The sequence below is a fragment of the Actinoplanes philippinensis genome, assembly GCF_900113015.1.
In the GTDB taxonomy this organism is placed as follows: domain Bacteria; phylum Actinomycetota; class Actinomycetes; order Mycobacteriales; family Micromonosporaceae; genus Actinoplanes; species Actinoplanes philippinensis.
On the sequence record NZ_FONV01000021.1, the window covers coordinates 96712 to 115261 of the forward strand.

At 72.1% G+C, this 18550-nt stretch carries 17 protein-coding genes and 1 riboswitch; of the genes, 8 read left to right on the forward strand and 9 right to left on the reverse strand.

Going from position 1 to position 18550, the window contains the following annotated elements; genetic code table 11:
- Positions 1 to 38 precede the first annotated feature (38 nt).
- Positions 39 to 127, forward strand: a riboswitch (glycine riboswitch).
- 77 nt (positions 128 to 204) lie between these two features.
- Complete coding sequence (gene gcvP / locus BM290_RS40930; RefSeq protein ID WP_093621361.1) at positions 205 to 3012, forward strand: aminomethyl-transferring glycine dehydrogenase; 2808 nt, start codon at positions 205 to 207, stop codon at positions 3010 to 3012.
- Between the two features lie 113 nt (positions 3013 to 3125).
- Here the strand turns inward: gcvP and BM290_RS40935 are convergent, their stop codons facing one another.
- The gene (locus tag BM290_RS40935) at positions 3126 to 3326 is read right to left on the reverse strand and encodes a DUF5999 family protein (RefSeq protein WP_093621362.1); all 201 of its coding nucleotides are present in this window, start codon (positions 3324 to 3326) and stop codon (positions 3126 to 3128) included.
- A gap of 119 nt (positions 3327 to 3445) precedes the next feature.
- On the opposite strand from BM290_RS40935, the gene BM290_RS40940 reads away from it, so the two are divergent.
- The 4 genes from BM290_RS40940 (at position 3446) to BM290_RS40955 (ending at position 6765) form a co-directional block, all read left to right on the forward strand.
- On the forward strand, positions 3446 to 4681 hold the full coding sequence (locus tag BM290_RS40940) for a chorismate-binding protein (RefSeq protein ID WP_093621363.1): 1236 nt from the start codon (positions 3446 to 3448) through the stop codon (positions 4679 to 4681).
- Positions 4682 to 4858: 177 nt separating this feature from the next.
- Positions 4859 to 5401, forward strand: a complete 543-nt coding sequence (locus BM290_RS40945) for a sigma-70 family RNA polymerase sigma factor (protein ID WP_093621398.1) — start codon at positions 4859 to 4861, stop codon at positions 5399 to 5401.
- 21 nt (positions 5402 to 5422) lie between these two features.
- Positions 5423 to 5911: a peptide deformylase gene (locus tag BM290_RS40950; RefSeq protein WP_093621364.1), complete on the forward strand. Its 489-nt coding sequence runs from the start codon at positions 5423 to 5425 to the stop codon at positions 5909 to 5911.
- 257 nt (positions 5912 to 6168) lie between these two features.
- Complete coding sequence (locus tag BM290_RS40955) at positions 6169 to 6765, forward strand: class I SAM-dependent methyltransferase (protein ID WP_239143847.1); 597 nt, start codon at positions 6169 to 6171, stop codon at positions 6763 to 6765.
- A 184-nt stretch (positions 6766 to 6949) separates the two neighbouring features.
- Here BM290_RS40955 and BM290_RS40960 read toward each other — a convergent pair whose 3' ends face one another.
- The 3 genes from BM290_RS40960 to BM290_RS40970 form a co-directional block, all read right to left on the reverse strand.
- Positions 6950 to 7582: an MBL fold metallo-hydrolase gene (locus tag BM290_RS40960; protein ID WP_093621365.1), complete on the reverse strand. Its 633-nt coding sequence runs from the start codon at positions 7580 to 7582 to the stop codon at positions 6950 to 6952.
- 108 nt (positions 7583 to 7690) lie between these two features.
- The gene (locus BM290_RS40965) at positions 7691 to 7960 is read right to left on the reverse strand and encodes a hypothetical protein (protein ID WP_093621366.1); all 270 of its coding nucleotides are present in this window, start codon (positions 7958 to 7960) and stop codon (positions 7691 to 7693) included.
- Between the two features lie 220 nt (positions 7961 to 8180).
- Positions 8181 to 8753: a TetR/AcrR family transcriptional regulator gene (locus tag BM290_RS40970; RefSeq protein WP_093621367.1), complete on the reverse strand. Its 573-nt coding sequence runs from the start codon at positions 8751 to 8753 to the stop codon at positions 8181 to 8183.
- Between the two features lie 48 nt (positions 8754 to 8801).
- On the opposite strand from BM290_RS40970, the gene BM290_RS40975 reads away from it, so the two are divergent.
- The gene (locus BM290_RS40975; RefSeq protein WP_239143846.1) at positions 8802 to 9647 is read left to right on the forward strand and encodes a Vgb family protein; all 846 of its coding nucleotides are present in this window, start codon (positions 8802 to 8804) and stop codon (positions 9645 to 9647) included.
- Positions 9648 to 9821: 174 nt separating this feature from the next.
- Here BM290_RS40975 and BM290_RS40980 read toward each other — a convergent pair whose 3' ends face one another.
- Positions 9822 to 11837: a hypothetical protein gene (locus BM290_RS40980; RefSeq protein WP_093621368.1), complete on the reverse strand. Its 2016-nt coding sequence runs from the start codon at positions 11835 to 11837 to the stop codon at positions 9822 to 9824.
- A 105-nt stretch (positions 11838 to 11942) separates the two neighbouring features.
- Here BM290_RS40980 and BM290_RS40985 point away from each other — a divergent pair, with 105 nt between their 5' ends.
- On the forward strand, positions 11943 to 13556 hold the full coding sequence (locus tag BM290_RS40985; RefSeq protein ID WP_143134123.1) for a tetratricopeptide repeat-containing diguanylate cyclase: 1614 nt from the start codon (positions 11943 to 11945) through the stop codon (positions 13554 to 13556).
- On the opposite strand, the gene BM290_RS40990 is transcribed toward BM290_RS40985, so the two are convergent.
- The 3 genes from BM290_RS40990 to BM290_RS41000 all read right to left on the reverse strand — a co-directional run bounded on the left by BM290_RS40990 (position 13546) and on the right by BM290_RS41000 (position 15741).
- Complete coding sequence (locus BM290_RS40990) at positions 13546 to 14784, reverse strand: RNA polymerase sigma factor (RefSeq protein WP_093621370.1); 1239 nt, start codon at positions 14782 to 14784, stop codon at positions 13546 to 13548. The two genes, BM290_RS40985 and BM290_RS40990, sit on opposite strands and share 11 nt — an antisense overlap.
- Positions 14781 to 15137: a YciI family protein gene (locus BM290_RS40995; RefSeq protein WP_177320108.1), complete on the reverse strand. Its 357-nt coding sequence runs from the start codon at positions 15135 to 15137 to the stop codon at positions 14781 to 14783. Before BM290_RS40995 ends, BM290_RS40990 begins: the two co-directional genes overlap by 4 nt.
- A gap of 106 nt (positions 15138 to 15243) precedes the next feature.
- A complete protein-coding gene (locus BM290_RS41000; protein ID WP_143134124.1) occupies positions 15244 to 15741 on the reverse strand; it encodes a DUF4352 domain-containing protein in 498 nt (165 codons plus the stop codon).
- Positions 15742 to 15913: 172 nt separating this feature from the next.
- Here BM290_RS41000 and coaD point away from each other — a divergent pair, with 172 nt between their 5' ends.
- The gene (coaD, locus tag BM290_RS41005; RefSeq protein WP_093621372.1) at positions 15914 to 16357 is read left to right on the forward strand and encodes a pantetheine-phosphate adenylyltransferase; all 444 of its coding nucleotides are present in this window, start codon (positions 15914 to 15916) and stop codon (positions 16355 to 16357) included.
- Between the two features lie 38 nt (positions 16358 to 16395).
- Here coaD and BM290_RS41010 read toward each other — a convergent pair whose 3' ends face one another.
- Positions 16396 to 18369: a cellulase family glycosylhydrolase gene (locus tag BM290_RS41010; protein WP_093621373.1), complete on the reverse strand. Its 1974-nt coding sequence runs from the start codon at positions 18367 to 18369 to the stop codon at positions 16396 to 16398.
- Between the last annotated feature and the right edge of the window lie 181 nt (positions 18370 to 18550).

Consider the following 18550-nt stretch of genomic DNA (forward strand, 5'->3'; position numbering starts at 1 on the left):
CTAGGACTCCCGATCTTCCCCATGGCCGCTGGTAGGTTGGTCGCAGCGCGGGAGAGTCCGCTGACGCGGCGCCGAAGAGGCAAATCCTCCCCGGAAACTTTCAGGCACAAGGGACCGCGCAGGTTGGCAACTCTGAAGTGCCCGCAAGATGGGTATGACAGAGGGGGAGGTTGCTTCTCGACCTTCTCACGCCAGGAGTCGCCCATGACGTCCCCGTTCGTTTCCCGGCACATCGGCCCGGACGCCGACGAGCAGACCACGATGCTGAAGGCGATCGGCTACGGCTCGGTCGAGCAGCTGATGGACGCCGCGATCCCCGAGTCGATCCGCTTCCACGGTGATCTCGATCTCCCGGCCGGGATCTCCGAGGAGCAGACGATCGCCGAGCTGCGGTCGATCGCCGACCGTAACGTGCTCGCCACCCCGATGATCGGCCTCGGCTACTACAACACCGTCACGCCCGCGGTGATCAAGCGGAACGTACTGGAGAACCCGGCGTGGTACACGGCGTACACGCCGTATCAGCCGGAGATCAGCCAGGGCCGTCTGGAGGCGCTGCTCAACTTCCAGACCATGGTCACCGACCTGACCGGCCTGACCACGGCGAACGCGTCGATGCTCGACGAGGCCACGGCGGTCGCCGAGGCGATGACGCTGGCCCGGCGTTCCTCCAAGAGCAAGAGCAACGTGTACGCGGTGGACGCCGACACCTTCCCGCAGACACTGTCGGTGCTGCGGACCCGCGCCGAACCGCTCGGCATCGACGTGGTTCTCGTCGACGTCGAGGGCGGCGAGCTGCCGGAGGAGTTCTTCGGCCTGCACCTGCAGTATCCGGGCGCCTCCGGTGCCGTGCGTGACCACGCCGCCCTGGTCGAGGCCGCGCACGCCAAGGGCGCCCTGGTCACGGTCGCGGCCGACCTGCTGGCCCTCACACTGCTGCGCGCCCCGGGCGAGATCGGTGCCGACATCGCCGCCGGGACCACCCAGCGCTTCGGCGTACCGCTGGGCTTCGGTGGCCCGCACGCCGGATATCTGGCCGTGCGCGCCGGCCTGGAGCGGTCGCTGCCCGGCCGTCTGGTCGGCGTCTCCAAGGACGCCGACGGCGACCAGGCCTACCGGCTCGCGTTGCAGACCCGGGAGCAGCACATCCGCCGGGAGAAGGCGACCTCGAACATCTGCACCGCACAGGTGCTGCTGGCCGTGATGGCGAGCATGTATGCGGTGTACCACGGCCCGGCCGGTCTGCGGGGCATCGCGAAGCGGGTGCACGGGCACGCGCTGACCCTGGCCGGCTCGCTGACCGCCGCCGGGATCCCGCTGACCTCGGGCGCGTTCTTCGACACGGTCACCGCCGTCGTGCCGGGCCGCGCGGCGGAGATCGTCGAGGCGGCCGCCGCCGACGGTGTCGACCTGCTCCAGGTGGACGCCGACCGGGTGTCGATCTCCGCCGACGAGACCACCACCGACGCGCACGTGGCGACCGTGCTGGCCGCTTTCGGGGCCGGGGTGTCCGCCCCGGCCGAGTGCGGCGCCCGCCCGCTCGCCCGGACGTCGGATTACCTGACGCACCCGGTGTTCAACACCCACCACTCCGAGACGAGCATGCTGCGCTACCTGCGCAAGCTCTCCGACCGTGACTACGCGCTCGACCGCGGCATGATCCCGCTGGGCTCGTGCACGATGAAGCTGAACGCCACCACCGAGATGGAGGCGGTCACCTGGCCGGAGTTCGCGAACATCCACCCGTTCGCGCCGTCCTCGCAGACCGAGGGCTACGAGCACCTGGTCGCGCAGCTGGAGGCGTGGCTCGCCGAGATCACCGGTTACGACGCGGTCAGCGTCCAGCCGAACGCGGGGTCGCAGGGTGAGCTGGCCGGTCTGCTGGCGATCCGTGGCTACCACCGTTCCCGTGGTGAGGCGCACCGAGACGTGTGCCTGATCCCGTCGTCGGCGCACGGCACCAACGCGGCGAGCGCGGTCATGGCCGGCATGCGGGTCGTCGTGGTCGCCTGTGACGCCGACGGCAACGTCGATCTCACCGATCTGGACGCGAAGATCGCGAAGCACCGTGACCAGCTGTCGGCGATCATGGTGACCTACCCGTCCACCCACGGCGTCTACGAGCAGAGCATCGCCGACCTCTGCGCGAAGGTGCACGAGGCGGGCGGCCAGGTGTATGTCGACGGCGCGAACCTGAACGCGCTGGTCGGCTACGCCCGCCCGGGGAAGTTCGGGGCCGACGTGTCCCACCTCAACCTGCACAAGACGTTCTGCATCCCGCACGGTGGCGGCGGTCCCGGGGTGGGCCCGGTCGCGGTCGGCGCGCATCTGGCCGAGTTCCTGCCGGGTGACCCGCTGCAGCAGGGTGATCACCACGCGGTGTCGGCGGCGGCGCACGGGTCCGCGGGCATTCTGCCGATCTCGTGGGCGTACATCCGGATGATGGGCCCGGACGGTCTGGCGGCGGCGACCGCGTCGGCGGTGCTGGCGGCCAACTATGTCGCGGCGCGGCTGCGCGAGCACTACCCGGTGCTGTATGCGGGGGAGAACGGCCTGGTCGCGCACGAGTGCATCCTCGACCTGCGCCCGATCACCAAGGCCACCGGCGTCAGCGTGGACGATGTGGCGAAGCGGCTGATCGACTACGGTTTCCACGCGCCGACGATGTCGTTCCCGGTCGCCGGCACCCTGATGGTGGAGCCGACCGAGAGTGAGGACCTCGCGGAGCTGGACCGTTTCATCGCCGCGATGATCGCCATCAAGGGCGAGATCGACAAGGTCGCGGCGGGGGAGTGGCCGGCGGGCGACAACCCGCTCGCCAACGCGCCGCACACGGCGTCGTCGGTCACGGCGGACGAGTGGACCCACCCGTATTCACGCTCCGTGGCCGGTTTCCCGGAGGGCGTGGACCGGACGGCGAAGTACTGGCCGCCGGTTCGGCGTATCGACGGGGCCTTCGGCGACCGGAATCTGGTGTGTTCCTGCCCGTCGCCGGAAGCTTTCGAGGACTGAGCCGTCTAGGCCCCAGTTTTTCCCGTTGCGCAGGTCGCGGTCGTCGGTGATCGCGGCCTGCGCTGCTTCCGTGGTTCTCGATTGACTACGCTGCGTCGCGTGTCGTGGGGGTTTCAGGCTGCCAGGGCGTGCACGGCCGGACCGCGGTGCGGCTCGATCGTGGTGCCGTCGGGCAGCAGCTCACCGGTGTCCTCGAAGACGATCACGCCGTTGCAGAGCAGGCTCCATCCCTGCTCCTGGAAGGTCGCGATGATGCGAGCGGCCTCACGGTCGGTGGCGTCGGCTGGGGGGCACGTGATCAGGTGCTGGCACATCGTTTTACTCCGGTTGGGGGCTGTGTGAAGGTTCACAATTGCGGTGACGAACGTTACCTCACATCGAACGACACTGGTTCAACCCGGTGACGGCGTCGGCGCGCGGATCCTCGGCTCCCATGCTCCACGCCGGAGCGGTCGTCGACCACTGTCCGCTACCTCCGATCGGCCGTCCGCCGGGTGCTCCGGCCGGCTGCCACGCTCGTCACCACGCGTTAAGCGCCTTTCGATGGCATCAGGGTGATCCCGGTGACCCTGCCGAGCTTGTGGCGGACTTCCTCGCCGACAACGGACTAACGGTGCGTAGCCTCGGCCGAACGGGTGACAAATACCAGACGATCGGCGATGGCGAGATCTGTGGGGCATCACTCTACGTATCGGCCGATGCCGGGGCCGTGATGGCAGGTGGTGTCATCGGATCGCGCTCTCCAGTGCCCGGCATTCCTGATGTATACGCCGTTGTTTACCGACATGCCCGTGATGTCACACCGACCGGTGACATGTCCGGTGACCCCTGGAACCCTGACCAGAGCAGCCCCGGGCCGTGGAGCCTCGGGCCGTGGCGGGAGAGCTGGACGCCCGAGCGGCACGCCGCCGCCGTCGACGAGGTCCGGGCCGCCATCGCCCGCGGTGACGTCTACCAGGTCAACGTCGTCGGGCACGCGTCCGCGCCGTACACCGGCGACCCCGGCCCCGCCCTGCGCCGCGTCGCCGCGCTCGCCGGCGCCCGCTACGGCGGGATCCTGGCCGGCGACGGCTGGGCCATCGCCACCGCCTCCCCGGAGACCCTCGTCGAGGTCCGGGACGGGCGGATCGTCACCCGCCCGATCAAGGGCACCCGCCCCGCCACCGCCGCCGGCCGCCGGGAACTGCTCGCCTCCGCCAAGGAACGCGCCGAGCACGTGATGATCGTCGACCTGGAACGCAACGACCTGGCCCGTCTCCCGGGGACCGGGCCGGTGCGGGTGGACGAGCTGTTCGCCGTACGCGAATGGGCCGGTCTGTGGCAGGCGGAGTCGGTGGTGTCCGCGAGCCTCGACCCCGGTGTGGGCCTGGCCGGCCTGCTGCGGGCCGTCTGTCCCGGCGGCAGCGTCACCGGCGCCCCCAAACTGGCCGCCCTCGCCGCGATCGCCGCCCTCGAACCGGTCGGCCGGGGCGTCAGCATGGGCGCGCTGGGCTGGATCGGTCACGACCACCTCGATCTGGGCCTGACCATCCGCACCGTCGCCCTCGACGGCGCCCGCGCCCACGTGTGGGCCGGCGGCGGCATCACCATCGACAGCGAGCCCGCCGCCGAAGTGGAGGAAGCCGCGGCCAAGACCGGTCCGGTCCGCGCGGCCCTCCGGGGTCAATGACCTGCACAGCGTGCTCATAGCGATCTCCGAGCCGTCTCTACCGAATGCGTGCCACTGTCGGCATCCGCCCCCGCGGACGGGGGTCGAGCGCGTACGTTGACGTCCGCGCGGCACCGAGACGGTCCACAGTGGCACCCCTGCGTGCACCGTGGCTGGCACAGAGACGAGATCGCGGACATGCTTGAACTCCTCGAACCCCCGGTCACCCCGATACGGGCGACCATCCGTCCGGTCCGGCCGGACTTCGCGGGTTTCGCCCACGCGACCACCGCCCGCCTGCACAGCAGCGCCTTCCAGCTCTGCCGCGACTGGCACCTCGCTCAGGACCTCACCCAGACCACGCTGACCAAGCTGTTCCTGAGCTGGGAGCGCGCCGTCGACAGCGACAACCTGGTGGCGTACGCCCAGAAGGTCCTGCTCCGGGTCTATCTCGACCACCGGCGCCGCCGCAGCTCCACCGAGACCGTCCCGGGTGAACTGCGCGAACCCGTCTACTCGATCAGCCCCGAACTGCGGCTCACCCTGCTCGGCGCCCTGTCCCGGCTGCCCGTGCGGGACCGCGCCATCGTCCTGCTGCGCTACTTCGCCGACCACAGCGTGGAACAGGTCGCCCAGGAACTGGACGTGCCGATCACCGTGGTCAAGTCGCAGACCCGCCGCTCGCTGATCAAACTACGCCACATGCTGCGCACCGAGCGGCCCACGCTGTTCGCCACGTAACGACCGGTTAGCCTCTGGGACATGACAGTACGGCCCATTCGGCTTTTCGGTGACCCGGTCCTGCGTACGCCCGCCGACGAGGTGACCGACTTCGGCCCGCAATTGCGTGAGCTGGTCCGCGACCTCGAGGACACCGTCCGCGAGCCCGGCCGCGCCGGCGTCGCCGCGCCGCAGATCGGCGTCAGCCTGCGCGTCTTCTCCTACAACGTCGGAGGTGTCGTCGGCCACCTCGTCAACCCGGTCCTCAGCGGCCACGCCGGCGAACAGACCGACGAGGAGGGCTGCCTGTCCCTGCCCGGCCTCGGCTACGAGACCACGCGCTACGACACTGTCGTGGCGACCGGTTTCGACCAGCACGGCGAGCCCCTCGTCATCGAGGGCGCCGGCTTCCTGGCCCGCGCCCTGCAACACGAGACCGACCACCTCGACGGCCGCCTCTATGTCGACACCCTCACCGGCGACGTCCGCCGCCAGGCCCTCCGCGAGATGCGCCGGGTCGTGCCCCGATGACCCCGTCGCCCACCGCCGGCCCGTCCCCCGAGCCGCCGCCGTCCCCCGCCCCGCCCGGCTCGCCCTCCACTTCGCCTTCCACCTCGCCTTCCGGGCCGGCTTCCGACTCGCCCTCTGGCCTGCCTTCCGGGGCATCTCCCGGATCGGCTTCTGGCTCGCTTTCTGGGCCGGCCTCTGGCTCGCCCTCGGCGGGCGATGCCCGCCGGTTCGCCGCCGCCTCGCTCGCGGCCGGCGATCCCACCGGCTGGTTCGAGCAGTTGTACGCCGAATCGCGCGCCGGCCAGGCCGAGGTCCCATGGGATCTGCCCTCGCCGAGCGCCCATCTCCGGGCGCTGGATCTGCCGGCCGGCGAGGGCCGCCAGGCGCTCGTCGTCGGGTGCGGCCCCGGCCGGGACGCCGAGTACCTTGCCGGACTCGGTTACCGGGTGACGGCTTTCGACATCTCCGGGACCGCCATCGACCTGGCCCGCGAACGGCACCCCGGCACAGCCGTGAACTACCTGGTCGCCGACCTGCTCGACCCGCCCGCCGACTGGAGGCACGCTTTCCACCTGGTTCTGGAGAGCAACAACGTCCAGGCGCTGCCCGCGCCGATCCGCGCCGCGGCGATCCCCACGGTCGGCACGTTCGTGGCGCCCGGTGGCACTCTGGTCGTCCTGGCCGCCGCGACCACGCGCATCGACAGCGACGGCGCCGGCCCGCCATGGCCGCTGACCCGGGCCGAGATCGAGGCCTTCGGCGGCGACGGCCTGCACACACTGTCCATCGACCAGGTCGCCGCCGCCGGAACCACCCTGCCCACCCGATGGAAGGCCATCTTCACCCGCGCCGCCCACCAGCAGGCGGCCCGATGACCGGCTGCGGCCGCACCGCGTGGCGGGCCGGCCGGTGCCGCCCCGCCACCGATGGACGACACGCCGCTGGACTCGTCGCGGGACGGTGACAGCGGTGTTCGCGCGGACGGGGCGCCCGGTGCGTGCGGCCCGGGAAGGGCATCGGTCGTGCTCTCGAACGAGCACCAGCGGCCGGCGCGAGGAGTTACAGGGTGACCGACTCGCCGAGGGGGATCCGGGCGTAGTCGGTGCCTCCCTTGTGCTCCATCCATGCGTCGAAGTTGCCGTAGCCGACGTCTGTCGACAGGGCACGGTCGTGAATCGGGAACGCCCGGTCCGGGGCGACCGCACGGGTCATCTCGATCGCCTCCCGATGGCGGCCCCACGGCGCCGCGGCCGGGACCAGCAGCGTGTGGACCGCGATGTCGGGGACGAAGTAGGAGTCCCCCGGGTGGTAGACGCCGTCGATCACATATCCGAGATTGGGGCAGCCCGGGAGACCGTCGTAGATCTCGGCGTGCCTGCCGCCGACCGCGGTGACCGGGAAACCGGCGGCCTCGAACACGTCACCGGCGGCCACCACGGTCACCACGTCGCCGATGCCGGCCTCGTCGGCGAGGGTCCGCACCGACGCCGGGCCGTGGATGCGCAGCGGGCGGACGCCGGCCAGCGCCACGATGCGCTCCAGATCCACGTGGTCGTCGTGCTCGTGCGTGACAAGGATGTCGGTGACCCCCTCGAACGCCTCGTCCTCGGCCAGTTCTCCCGGATCGACCAGCAGCCGCCGGTCGCCGTCCTCCAGGCGGACACAGGCGTGCGTGAACTTGATCAGTCGCATACGCCGCACTCTATGCGCCGGGAGATCCCGGGTGGCCCGGTCCTGCTCGGCGGGCGTGCGCTCCAGGGACCACGGCGGTCGACCTCGGGGAACGTCGTCTCATCCTGGTCAGGAACGGCGGACCAGCCAGAACGCGGCGGCCAGGAGGACGGCGGCGTGGGCGGTGAAGCCCGCCGCCTCGATGGCCTGAAAGGTCCAGAAGCTGCTGTCCGGGTGGTATTCGGTCCAGTGCCGCAGACCGTGGTCGATCTTGAAGCTCTCCACCCGGGTGTCGGAGCTGTACAGCGAGTCGGCGCCACCGTGGGCCTGACGGATGACGGCAGCCTCCTCGCTGTCGCTGAGGCGATGGTCGGCCGCGTCGACCCGGCTGTTCCGCACGACACCATCGGTGTCGGGGAGCCGTGCGGCGCCTGTGCCGACCTGCGGAGCGGTGATGCGTACCAGCGGCGCCCGGTGGTGAGTGCGCAGGAATCCTCGAGCGGCAGGCGCGCCGCCGGGAAGGTGGCGAGCCAGGGCGCCATGGCGACGGTGGTGCGCCACAGCGGCGCACCGGCGAAGACGCCCACGGCGTAGGCGAACAGGTGGCGGCCGGAGGGTGTCAGCCGGCGGCCGCCGCGCCCACCCGGGCGTAGCGCTCGGCGAGGTCGCCGGCGGCCGGCGAGCGCAGCAGCGCCAGCTCGTAGAAGACCGGCGCGCAGGCGGCGATCAGCACGGTGCGCGGGTCGGCGCCGGGAGCGGCGCGCTCGACGACGACGGCCGCCGTCGCGAACCGGTCCTCCCAGAAGTCGCGCAGCGCCCGGGCCGCCGCCGGTGAGCGGAACGACGCCGTGATCAGGGCGCCGGTGATCGACGGATGCTCGGTGAGAGCGGCGACGATCTGCCGGTTGATCTCGGTCAGGTCGCCCAGCAGCGAACCGGTGTCGGGCGGCTGCCACGGCTGCTCGCGGGCGGCGTCGAAGGAGTCGGCGAGCAGGGCGCCGGTGTCGCGCCAGCGCCGGTAGACGGTGGTCCGGTGCACGCCCGAACGGGCCGCGACCGCGTCCACGGTGAGCGCGTCGAAACCGCCCTCCAGCAGCAGTGATGCGACGGCGTCGAGGACCTGCGCGCGGGTGCGGGCGGTGCGGCCGCCGGGCCGGGCGGCTCCGGGAGGCGCTTGCGGATACGGGTCCATCTGGTTAATGCTACAGATGTTGCTTTAGTCGGAGAACGGAGGTCCGTGATGACCGAGGTGACACTTCCGCCGGGATGGGCGCCCTATGCGGTGGCCGGTGACCCCCGCGGCACGCTCTGGACGACGATCCTCGATCCGCCGGCGCTGGCGTGGGTGACCGCCGGCGGCGTCCGGCACGAGCCGCTCGACGGCCGCCCGATGCTGCTGGCCGTCGCCTCCGACGGCGCCGTCTGGTGCACCCGGAGTGACGACCGCCTGGTCCGGCGTGATCCCGGCGGCGCCCACACGGTGTTCGAGACGCCGGCCGGCGCCACGCCCTACGGCATCGCGCCCGCCGACGGCGGGGGAGTGTGGTTCACCGCTCCGGGGCTGAACAGGATCGGTCATGTCACGCTCGCCGGCGACCTCACCATGATCGACTTGCCGGTGCCGGACGCACGGGCGGCGATGATCACCGTGGACACCGGTGGAATCGTCTGGGTCGCGCTCAACGGCGCCGGGGCGCTCGCCCGGCTCTCCGGCGGCACGCTGGAGATCGTGGAGCTGCCGGGTGGCCGGGCGCCCGCCGCGCCGGTCGGCATCGCCGCGTCGAAGGCCGGTGTCTGGTATGCGGACATCGCCGGAGGCTGCGCCGGGCTCGTCGATTCGTCCGGCGCGGTCCGGCAGATCACCTTCGACGACCCCGCCTGCCGGCCGCATGCGGTGGCGGCCGACCCCGGCGGCGGTTGCTGGGTCACGCTGTGGGGCTCCGGCGATCTGGCCCGGATCAGCGCCGGCGGCGACGTCACGCTGCACCGGCTGCCCGGCCGGGAGCCGCACGGCCTGTGGGTCACCACCGACCGCGTGTGGGTGGCGATGGAGAGCGGCGCCCTGGTGTCCGTCGACCGGACGTAGCCGAAGCCGTCCCCGGCGGCCAGGCCGTCCCGTCGTCTCATGTCGGCTGAATCGGGCCGGCTGGAACGGCGAGATCGGGCTGGCTGAATCCGGTCGGCTGGACAGGGTTGACAGCGAGATCGGCCCGGCTGGACCGAGCCGGCTGGACCGGGGCGAACAGCGAGATCGGCCCGATCAGGCCGGCGTGACCAGGTGGCGGCAGGACGCCAGCAACTGCTCGTCCTCGGTCACCTGGGCGCTCGACCACGTGTTCTCCGAGACGTTGTGGCGCCGGTCGGCGGTGAGCTCAGCCCGGAACAGCGGTTCCAGCGCCGCCGCCGGACGGCCCGCGGCGGCCGCGGCGATCGCCGGCCTGGTGCGTGCGTTGCCGTGCCAGGCGGCGGTCAGCACCGGCGCGACGCGGTCCAGGTCGCCGGTGAGCCGCCAGAGCGCGAGAGCGGCCCGTGCCGGGGTCCACCAGTGCCGGTCCGGTGGCGCGTCCAGGTAGGTGGCGACCAGCGCCGCGGCCGGTGCGGCGTCGGCGCCCATCGCGGCGATCTCCTCGAACGCTTCGCGGGCGGCCGGACCGTCCAGGTGCGCGGTCAGCCGGGCCAGGGCGCCCGGCCAACGGTCGATACGCCACAGCGCCCCGGCCGCCGCCACCGCCAGACGCGGATCGTCACCGCCCGCCGCCGCGCGCAGTGCCGGCAGGGCCGCCCGCGCGGCGGGGCCGATGCGGCCGAGTGTGGTCGCCGACCAGTCCCGCAACGGGGACGCGAGCAGGTACGGCACGGCCGGCGCCGCGTCCGCTCGGAAGGCCCGCAGCGCGGTCTGGAACGCGTACCACTCGGTCGGCGGCCGTTCACCGGCTGCCACCACCGGGAGGTACGGGACGATCGCGGCGGTGAGCCGCCCGGCGTGGCCGGGGTAGCGGGCCAGCGCGTACCCGATGTCCTTGGGCCGTTGCGGCAGGGTCAGCCCGGTCAGCAGCAGCGGCAGGGCGCGCTCGTCGCCGAAACCGGCGAGGATCTCGAGGTACGGATGCAGCCCCGGCAGGTCGGCCGAGTACCGGACGGTCCACTCGGGCAGCCCGTCACGCCACGGCTGCGCGTCGATGAGAGCCAGCCGCCCGGCGACCGTCTCGACCGCGGGCGCGGCCACCGGGCCCCAGCTTTTCAGCATGCTCGCGGCCCATCCCGCCACCTGCGGCGGCCGTGCCAGGAGCGCGGCGATCCGGGTCACCACCTCCCGGTAGTCCCCGCGCCACCCTTCGATCAGTTTGTTCGCGGCGAACAGCGCGTCACCGGCCAGGTCGTCGTGGACCGACGCGAGCAGCGGCGTGACGATGGCGATGCGTTCGGCCACGCGCGGGCCGAGCGGGTCGGTCAGGTCCTCGATCATGCGGGTGCAGTGCGGCGCCCGGCGGCCCTCGTCGCTCTGCTCGCGCATCACCCGCAGCGAACCGATCAGCGTGTCGGTCTCGAACCCGGCCGGCCCGGCGGCGGGACCCTCCTCGGCGTAGGCGCGTTCGATGAGTTCCGGCACCCCGTCGAGCGGCGCCCGGTACGGGTCGTTGCGCGCCACCGCGATCAGGGCGGCCAGCGCTGTCGACGCGGGCGCGGACCCGGCCAGCTCCAGCAGACGCCCGATCGTGGCGTCGTCCAGGGGCAGGCTGCCCAGGGCCTCGAACAGGCCGGTCCGGACCTTCAGGTCGGTCTCGCTGCCGAGCAGGCCGAGCAGCAGCCCGGCCGGGTCGGGCACCGCGGGCGCCACGGCGACGAGAAGTTGCGGGGCGACGGCCCGGACCTCCGGATCGGCGTCGTCGGCGAGGCGCAGCAGCACCGGCGCCGCGGCCACGGCGAGCGCGTGGGCCCGCACGGCATGACGGCGCATCACGACCGCCTCGTCGTCGAGGGCCGGCTCCTCCGGCCAGTCGCCGACCTGCACGATGCTGGTGAGCAGTTCCACGATGCCGTCCCGGCCGGGCAGTCCCGGCACGGCCAGGGCTTCGAGCAGGTACGGCACCACGGCCACCGTCGAGTCGTACACGTCGCCCTGGTGGTGGACCGCGCCGTACATGGCGTCGAGGGACTCCTCCCGAACCGCCGGATCGGCGTCGACGAGCCCCCGCACCCAGCCCGGCACGTCCTCGGCCGACCCGTAGGCGTGCGTGAGTGATTCCCAGTCGATGTCATCGAGCCCCGCGAACACGCCACGACCCTAGATCACCGGCCGGCGCCTCCGGATGGCGCACGCGGGAAAGCCTCCGGAGGTCGAAGTCCTTGGCTTCCCGGGCAGTCTGCCGATAATGGGCAGGTGAACGGATCATTGAGCACCGGCTCGATCCCGTCCGCGGCGCGACCGGCCACCGTACCCCGGCCGGACCGCTCCCCGGCCGCCGTCGCCGCGGAGATCCAGTCCCTGGAGTTCCGGTTCGGCATCGACGGCGCCCACGTGCTGGCCCGCGCCGCCGAGCTCGCCGCCGAGGCCCGTGGCCTGGGCGAACACGCCCTGACCCGGTGGGCCCGCCTGCTCGAGGCCAACATGCTGCGCCGCAACGGCGACCTGGCGGCGGCCGCCGGCATCTGCTCCGAGGTCAACGCGTGGGCCCAGCAGCACCGGCACCGGCCGCTGCTGGCCCGCAGCCACCAGCAGCTGTCGATCGTCCACGACAATCTCGGCGACATCGCCGCCGGCCTCGAACACGCCGTCCGGGCGGTGGAGGCGCTCGACGACGACGCGTCGCCCCGGGCCCGCGGCGTCATCCTGCTGCGGCTCGCCGACGTCCTCGCGCAGGGCGGCTCGATCGAGGCGGCCCGCACCCGATACGGCCACGCCGAGCAGGTGGCCGTCACCGCCGAGGACGTCGACCTGCACCTGGTGGTGCTCAACAATCTGGCGTACGCCGAACACCTCTCCGGCGACCACGAGCGCGCCTGGGCGGCCGTGCAGCGCCTGCGCGCCGTCACCGAGGCCGCGGGCGGGCAGCTCTCCGCCGACGCCCTCGACACGATGGCGATGATCCAGGTGGGCCGCGGCCGGTACGCGGAGGCCGCCGAGATCGCCCGCGGCAACGTCGAGGCCTACCGGATCGCCGGCCCCGACGACGCCGACGGCCTCGCCGAATACCTGCTGACCCTGGCGATCGCCCAGCGGCATCTCGGCGAGACCGCCGCCGCGCAGGCGAGCCTGGACCGCTGCACCGCGTTGTGCCACGAGCGTGAGCTGGCCGGCGTCGAGGTCCGGGTCCTGCAGGAGCAGGCCGAACTGCACGCGGCGTGCGGCGACACCGGCCGGGCGTTCACCGTCCACAAGCGGTTCCACCAGGCCGAGCGGGAGCTCCACTCGCAGCAGCGTGACGCCCAGGCCCGGGCCCGGCACGCCGTCTTCGAGACCGCCGAGGCCCGCCGCGAGGCCGAGCGGTTCCGTGAACAGGCCCGCCGTGACCCGCTGACCGGCCTGCCCAACCGCCGCTACGTCGACGAGACCCTGCCCGGTGTGCTGGCCGGCGGCCCCGTGGTGGTCGCGCTCGTCGACCTGGACCACTTCAAACGGGTCAACGACGTCTGCTCCCACGAGATCGGCGACCGCGTCCTCGTCGCCCTGGCCGACCTGCTGCTCGCGGCCGCCCGTCCGGCCCGCTTCGCCGCCCGCCCCGCCGGGTTCGCGGCCCGCCTCGGCGGCGAGGAGTTCCTGCTGGTGCTGCCCGGCTGCGGCGCCGGCGAGGCCGCGCCGGTGCTGGAGGAGTTCCGGCGGGCCGTGCAGGACCACCCGTGGCAGCCGCTGACCGGCGACCTGCCGGTGACGGTCAGCGTCGGCGCCGCCGAGTCCGGCCCCCGCGACACCCAGAGAACCGTCCTCGGCGCTGCCGACAAGTTGCTCTACCAGGCCAAACACGAGGGTCGGAACAGGTGCGTCATCAGCCGATGACGCGACGGACCCGGTCCAGGCGGTCGGCCAGGTAGGTCCGTTCCACCGCGTTGGCGGTCAGTGCCAGCGCCTCCTCGTAGGCGAGGGCGGCCTCCGGCAGCCGGTCCAGACGGCGCAGGAAATCGGCGCGGGCGGCGCTCAGATACGGGTACGTCGCCAGCGCCGGCTCGCCGAGCAGCGGCTCCAGCGCGTCCAGACCGGCCTGCGGACCGTCGCGCATGCCGACGGCGGCGGCCCGGTTGAGGTCCACCACCGGGGACGGCCACATCGAGCGGAGTACGCCGTACAGCGCCACGATCTCGTCCCAGTCGGTGTCCGCCCAGCGGGGGGCCTCGGCGTGCACCGCGGCGACAGCGGCCTCGACCGCATACCGGGTCGGGGCGCCCCGGCGCAGCGAGTCCGCCAGCAGCGCTGTGCCCTCGGCGATCAGCGTGGCGTCCCACAGCGCACGGTCCTGCTCGGCCAGCAGCCGCAACCGGCCGTCCGGGCCGACCCGGGCCGCTGCCCGCGCCTCGTTCAGCAGCAGCAGCGCCAGGAGCCCGCCGACCGCGGTGTCGGCCGGCATCAGCAGGTGCAGCATCCGCGCCAGATCGATCGCGGACCGGCACAGGTCCCGGCGCAGCAGCTGCTCGCCGTCCGGGGCGGTGTGCCCGGTCGTGAAGATCAGGTGCACCACCTGCAGGACCGCGTCGACCCGGGCGCCGAGCTGATCGGCCGGCGGCACCCGGTACGGGATCCGCGCCGTCGCGATCTTCCGTTTCGCGCGCGTGATCCGGGCCGCCATGGTCGCCTCCCGCACCAGGAACGCCCGCGCCACCTCGGCCGTCGACAGGCCGCTGACCAGCCGCAACGTCAGCGCCACCCGGGCCGCCCGATCGAGCGCCGGATGACAGCAGGTGAAGATCAGCCGGAGGCGGTCGTCGGCGGCCGTGGCGTCCTCCGGGCCGGGCAGGCTCTCGTCGGTGACCAGCAGCGGCAGCGCCCGGCGGAACCGTGCCTCCCGGCGCAGCACGTCACGGGCCCGGTTGCGGGCCACCTCGGTCAGCCAGGCGCCCGGCCGGTCCGGCACACCGGAGAGCGCCCAGACCCGCAACGCCTGGGCGTAGGCGTCCTGGGCGCACTCCTCGGCGAGATCCAGATCGCGGGTCAGCAGCGCCGTCGTCGCCACGATCCGGGCCCACTCCCGGCGGTGCGCCTCGGCGACCGCCGCGACCGCCTCGTCGCTCACCCGCGCGACACGACGGGCCGGATCTCCACGGCGCTGTGCGTCGCCCGTACCTCCGGAAGCAGCGACACCAGCCGGATCACCTCGTCGAGGTCGTCGGCTTCCAGCAGGTAGAACCCGCCGAGCCCCTCCTTGGTGTCCAGGAACGGCCCGTCGGTGATGACCGGCTCGTCAGCGACACCGCCGCGCACGGTGGTGGCCGTCGGCGCCGGCTCCAGCTGCTCCCCGCCGACCACCCGGGATCCGGCCGCCTCCCGGAACGCCGCGTGTGCCGCGTGGTGCGCCGCCCACTCCTCGGCGGTCATCGCCTCCCACTGCGCGGCGTCACCGTGGATCAGCAGCATGTACTTCGCCATGTGAATTCGTCCTCTCTCGGGTGAGGACCGGAACGTGGCCCTCAACCCTACGACGATCGGCGCCCGCCCCGGATCGACAGCCGGCCGGCGAATCCGGGAACCGGCATCAGGGGGTCATCGACCACACCGCGGTAGGAGTTGTCCTTCCGAGGCTGAAGCACAGGATCAGTGCGGCCAGCCGGGCGCCGGCCGGTATGTCGAAAGTGAGAAGAAGCCTGAATCCGGTGCCCGCTTCCATCACCGACGGCACCAGCCAGCCGTTGAGGTTGCTCACGAACGGCGATGGATACCGCTCACCGTCGTCCATCTCCAACCACGCGCAGCCATCCGAGAAGGAACCGTCGAACGGCTGGGTTCCCGTGTTCTCGATCCGGAGCATGTACGTCGCCGCGCTGACGCGGTCGGCCTGCAGCCGTGCGTTGAATGCCGGGCCACCGGTCATGGTGACGACCTCACCCATGGGAACCGGGTCGAGCCAGGGATGAAACCGGCGCATGTACTCGTCGATGGCCGCGTGAATCCCCGCGGCTGGATCATGTGCGCCGCCGGGAACAGCACGGTCCACGGCGGCCGCCCGCCCCTCGTCGGCGGCACGGCTGGTCACAGCGACCAGGACGCCCAGGAGCGCCGCGATACCCGCGAGCGCGGTCAGGGCGCGGGCCCACGGATATCTCGGTGTCACGGACCGAGGCATCGGCAGGGGCGGCCCGGAGTTGAGCGTCGACGGCCGGCCGTCCGCCCGGTCGTCCTCACGCAGCGCAGCCTACGCTGGTTCGATGCCTCCTGCGTCTGATGACGGTCCCGGTGCGGCTCGAGCGGTTTATCCAGGAACGTTCGATCCGTTCACGCCGGGTCATCTCGATGTTGTCGACCGGTCGCGCCGCATGTTCGAGCGGGTCACCGTTCTGGTCGCCGTCAACGACGGCAAGCAGCCGGCCGGGACGACAGCTGCGCGGGCGGGGAAGATCCGGGCATTGTTGCCGGCCGGCTGGGACAACGTCGCGGTCGCCGCCTGGCATGGGCTGACCGTGGATTACTGCAGGCGGAACGGCTGCGGAGTGATCATCCGCGGGGTCCGGAACTCGACCGACTACCTGCGCGAGTACGAGCTCGCCGCGATGAATGAAGCGCTGGGTGTGACGACGTTGTTGCTGCCCGCCAGGCCGGAGCTGGTGACGATGTCATCCACGGCCGTGCGAGCTCTGCGGCCCGAGGGCTGACCCGACAGCGGCGCTGCCCTCCGCCGGCCGGCGACGGGCTATTCGGCGCGGACGTTGTCGATGTCGACGGCGCCCGGGTTGACGTAGATCCACAGGACGCGGACGTCGGCCAGGGCGGCGCTGTCGCAGGACATCGAGGACAGCAGGTCGATGGTGGCCGTGGTGGTGGTGTCCTGGCCGACCCAGGTGAAGTTCGACTGGCACCAGGCGAGACCGGAGCCGGTCTGCACCGCGATCGCCGCGTTGGTGCCGGTCGACGGGGCGGTGCGCAGGTCGTACCTGAGGGCGCTGCGGGTGGACAGGTCGATCGGCTCGGCGAAGGTGACCCCGAACCAGCCGCCGTCGGCCGCGTCGACCCGCAGGCCGTGGGTGCCGTGAGTGGCGAACTCCGTGGTCTGCGCGACGGTGCCGGCGTTGGACTGCCACGACGCCGGCGCCCAGCCCTCGGTGCCGGTCTCGAACGAGGCGAGCACCGCCACCGCGGCCGGGTCGGGTTTGACGGTGACCGTCACGGTCGCGGTGTTCGACAGCCGCCCGGCCTGGTCGCGGACCGTGTAGGACAGGGTGGCCCGGCCGGTGGAGCCGCTGTCCGGGGTGAAGGTGAGAGCGCCGGCCGCGGTCACCGTGAACGTGCCGCCGGCGACCGTCAGCGTCCGCTGCCGGCCGGCAGCGGACGGGTCGAGGTCGACACTGGCCGGCTGGATCGGGCTGCGGTAACCGATGTCGTTGGCGGTCGGCCGCAACGTCACGGCGGTGTCGAATTCGGTGACCGCGGTGTCGTGGTCGGCGACCGGCGGCAGCGACCGCTGACCCGAGGCGATCTCGTTGCTCGCGTTGCCGATGGTCGTGCACACCGGGCTCGGGCAGTAGACGGTGAAGCCGTCGTAGTCCGGATACAGCGTCCCGTCGTCCTGCGATCCGGAGAGGATCCAATACAGGAAACCAGAGCCGCCGGTACGGGTGAAGTCGTTCAGCCACTGCTGGTAGACGGGGTTGCGGGTGTTCTTGTTCCTCCACCCGAACTCACCGAGCATCACCGCCTTGCCGAGCTTCCTCGCCGCCTCGTTGTGCCGGGTGATGTAGCCGGAGCCCCACTGCGGGGTGCGGTTGCCCCAACCGTCCGGGTAGAGGTGGTACGACATCACGTCGATGGCCGGCAGTTTCGTCAGGGCGATGGTGTCCACCCCTTCGCCGCAGTTGTCGATCCAGTCCGGCGCGTCCGGCCCGTCGCAGAAGAAGCCCTCGTCGCCGACGCTGACCAGGTGTCTGGCGTCGACCGACTTGATGTGCCGGGACATCTCGTCGGCCCAGGCGGTGACCGTCGTGGTGGTGCAGGCGCTGCTCTGCGGGTAGACGCCGGAGCCCTTGCAGCGGGGTTCGTTGCCGAGTTCCCACGTCATGACGGTCGGGTCGTCCTTGTACTTGACGCCGGTGATCGTGTTGACGCGATTCAGTACATGGTTGATCCAGTCCTTGTACCAGCCCTTGATCACCGGGTCGGTGTAGAACTCGTCGTGGTACGAGCCGCCGCGCCAGCGTACGTACTGATCGATGCCGCCGAAGTCGGACCAGTTGTTGGTCAGCGGCAGCACCAGCTTGAGCCCGCGCTGCCGCGACGCGGCGATGACGTAGTCGAGCCGTTCCAGGCCGTCCGGCCCGTCGTTGACGGCGGGCTTCGTGCCGTCCCAGTACTGGAAGTGGACGCCGTCCGGGGCGGGCGCCACCGAGTTGCTGCCGTCGGCGTTGCCGATCAGCCCGAACGCCCAGGTGCGCAGCACGGTGAAGTCGGCCGCCCGCGCGTCGTCGAGCACGTCGTCGACCATCGCCCGGCTCTTGTAGAACAGGTAGTAGTTGTTGGTCCCGCCGAAGCGGAACGTCCGCCCGTCGAGCATCAGCCGGGAGCCGTCGCGGACGACGAACCCGCCCGGCGGTGGTGGGGCCGCCGTGGCCGGCGCGGTCGCGGCCAGCGCGCTGACCAGCGCCGCCAGGAGAACGACGATGCGGCTCCTCATGGACGAGCCCTCCCTGTATCGACTGTGGCCGATGTCACGGTAAGCCGGTGTCCGGCGCGGGTCAACGGCGCGCGGCCAGAAACTTAGCGAGTTTAAGTAAGGGCTTATGCAGGCTTGCCGAATCGGCAGACCGGCCACCCCGGCCGCCGGGAGAATGGCGCGGGGAGGACGGGATCGGCGC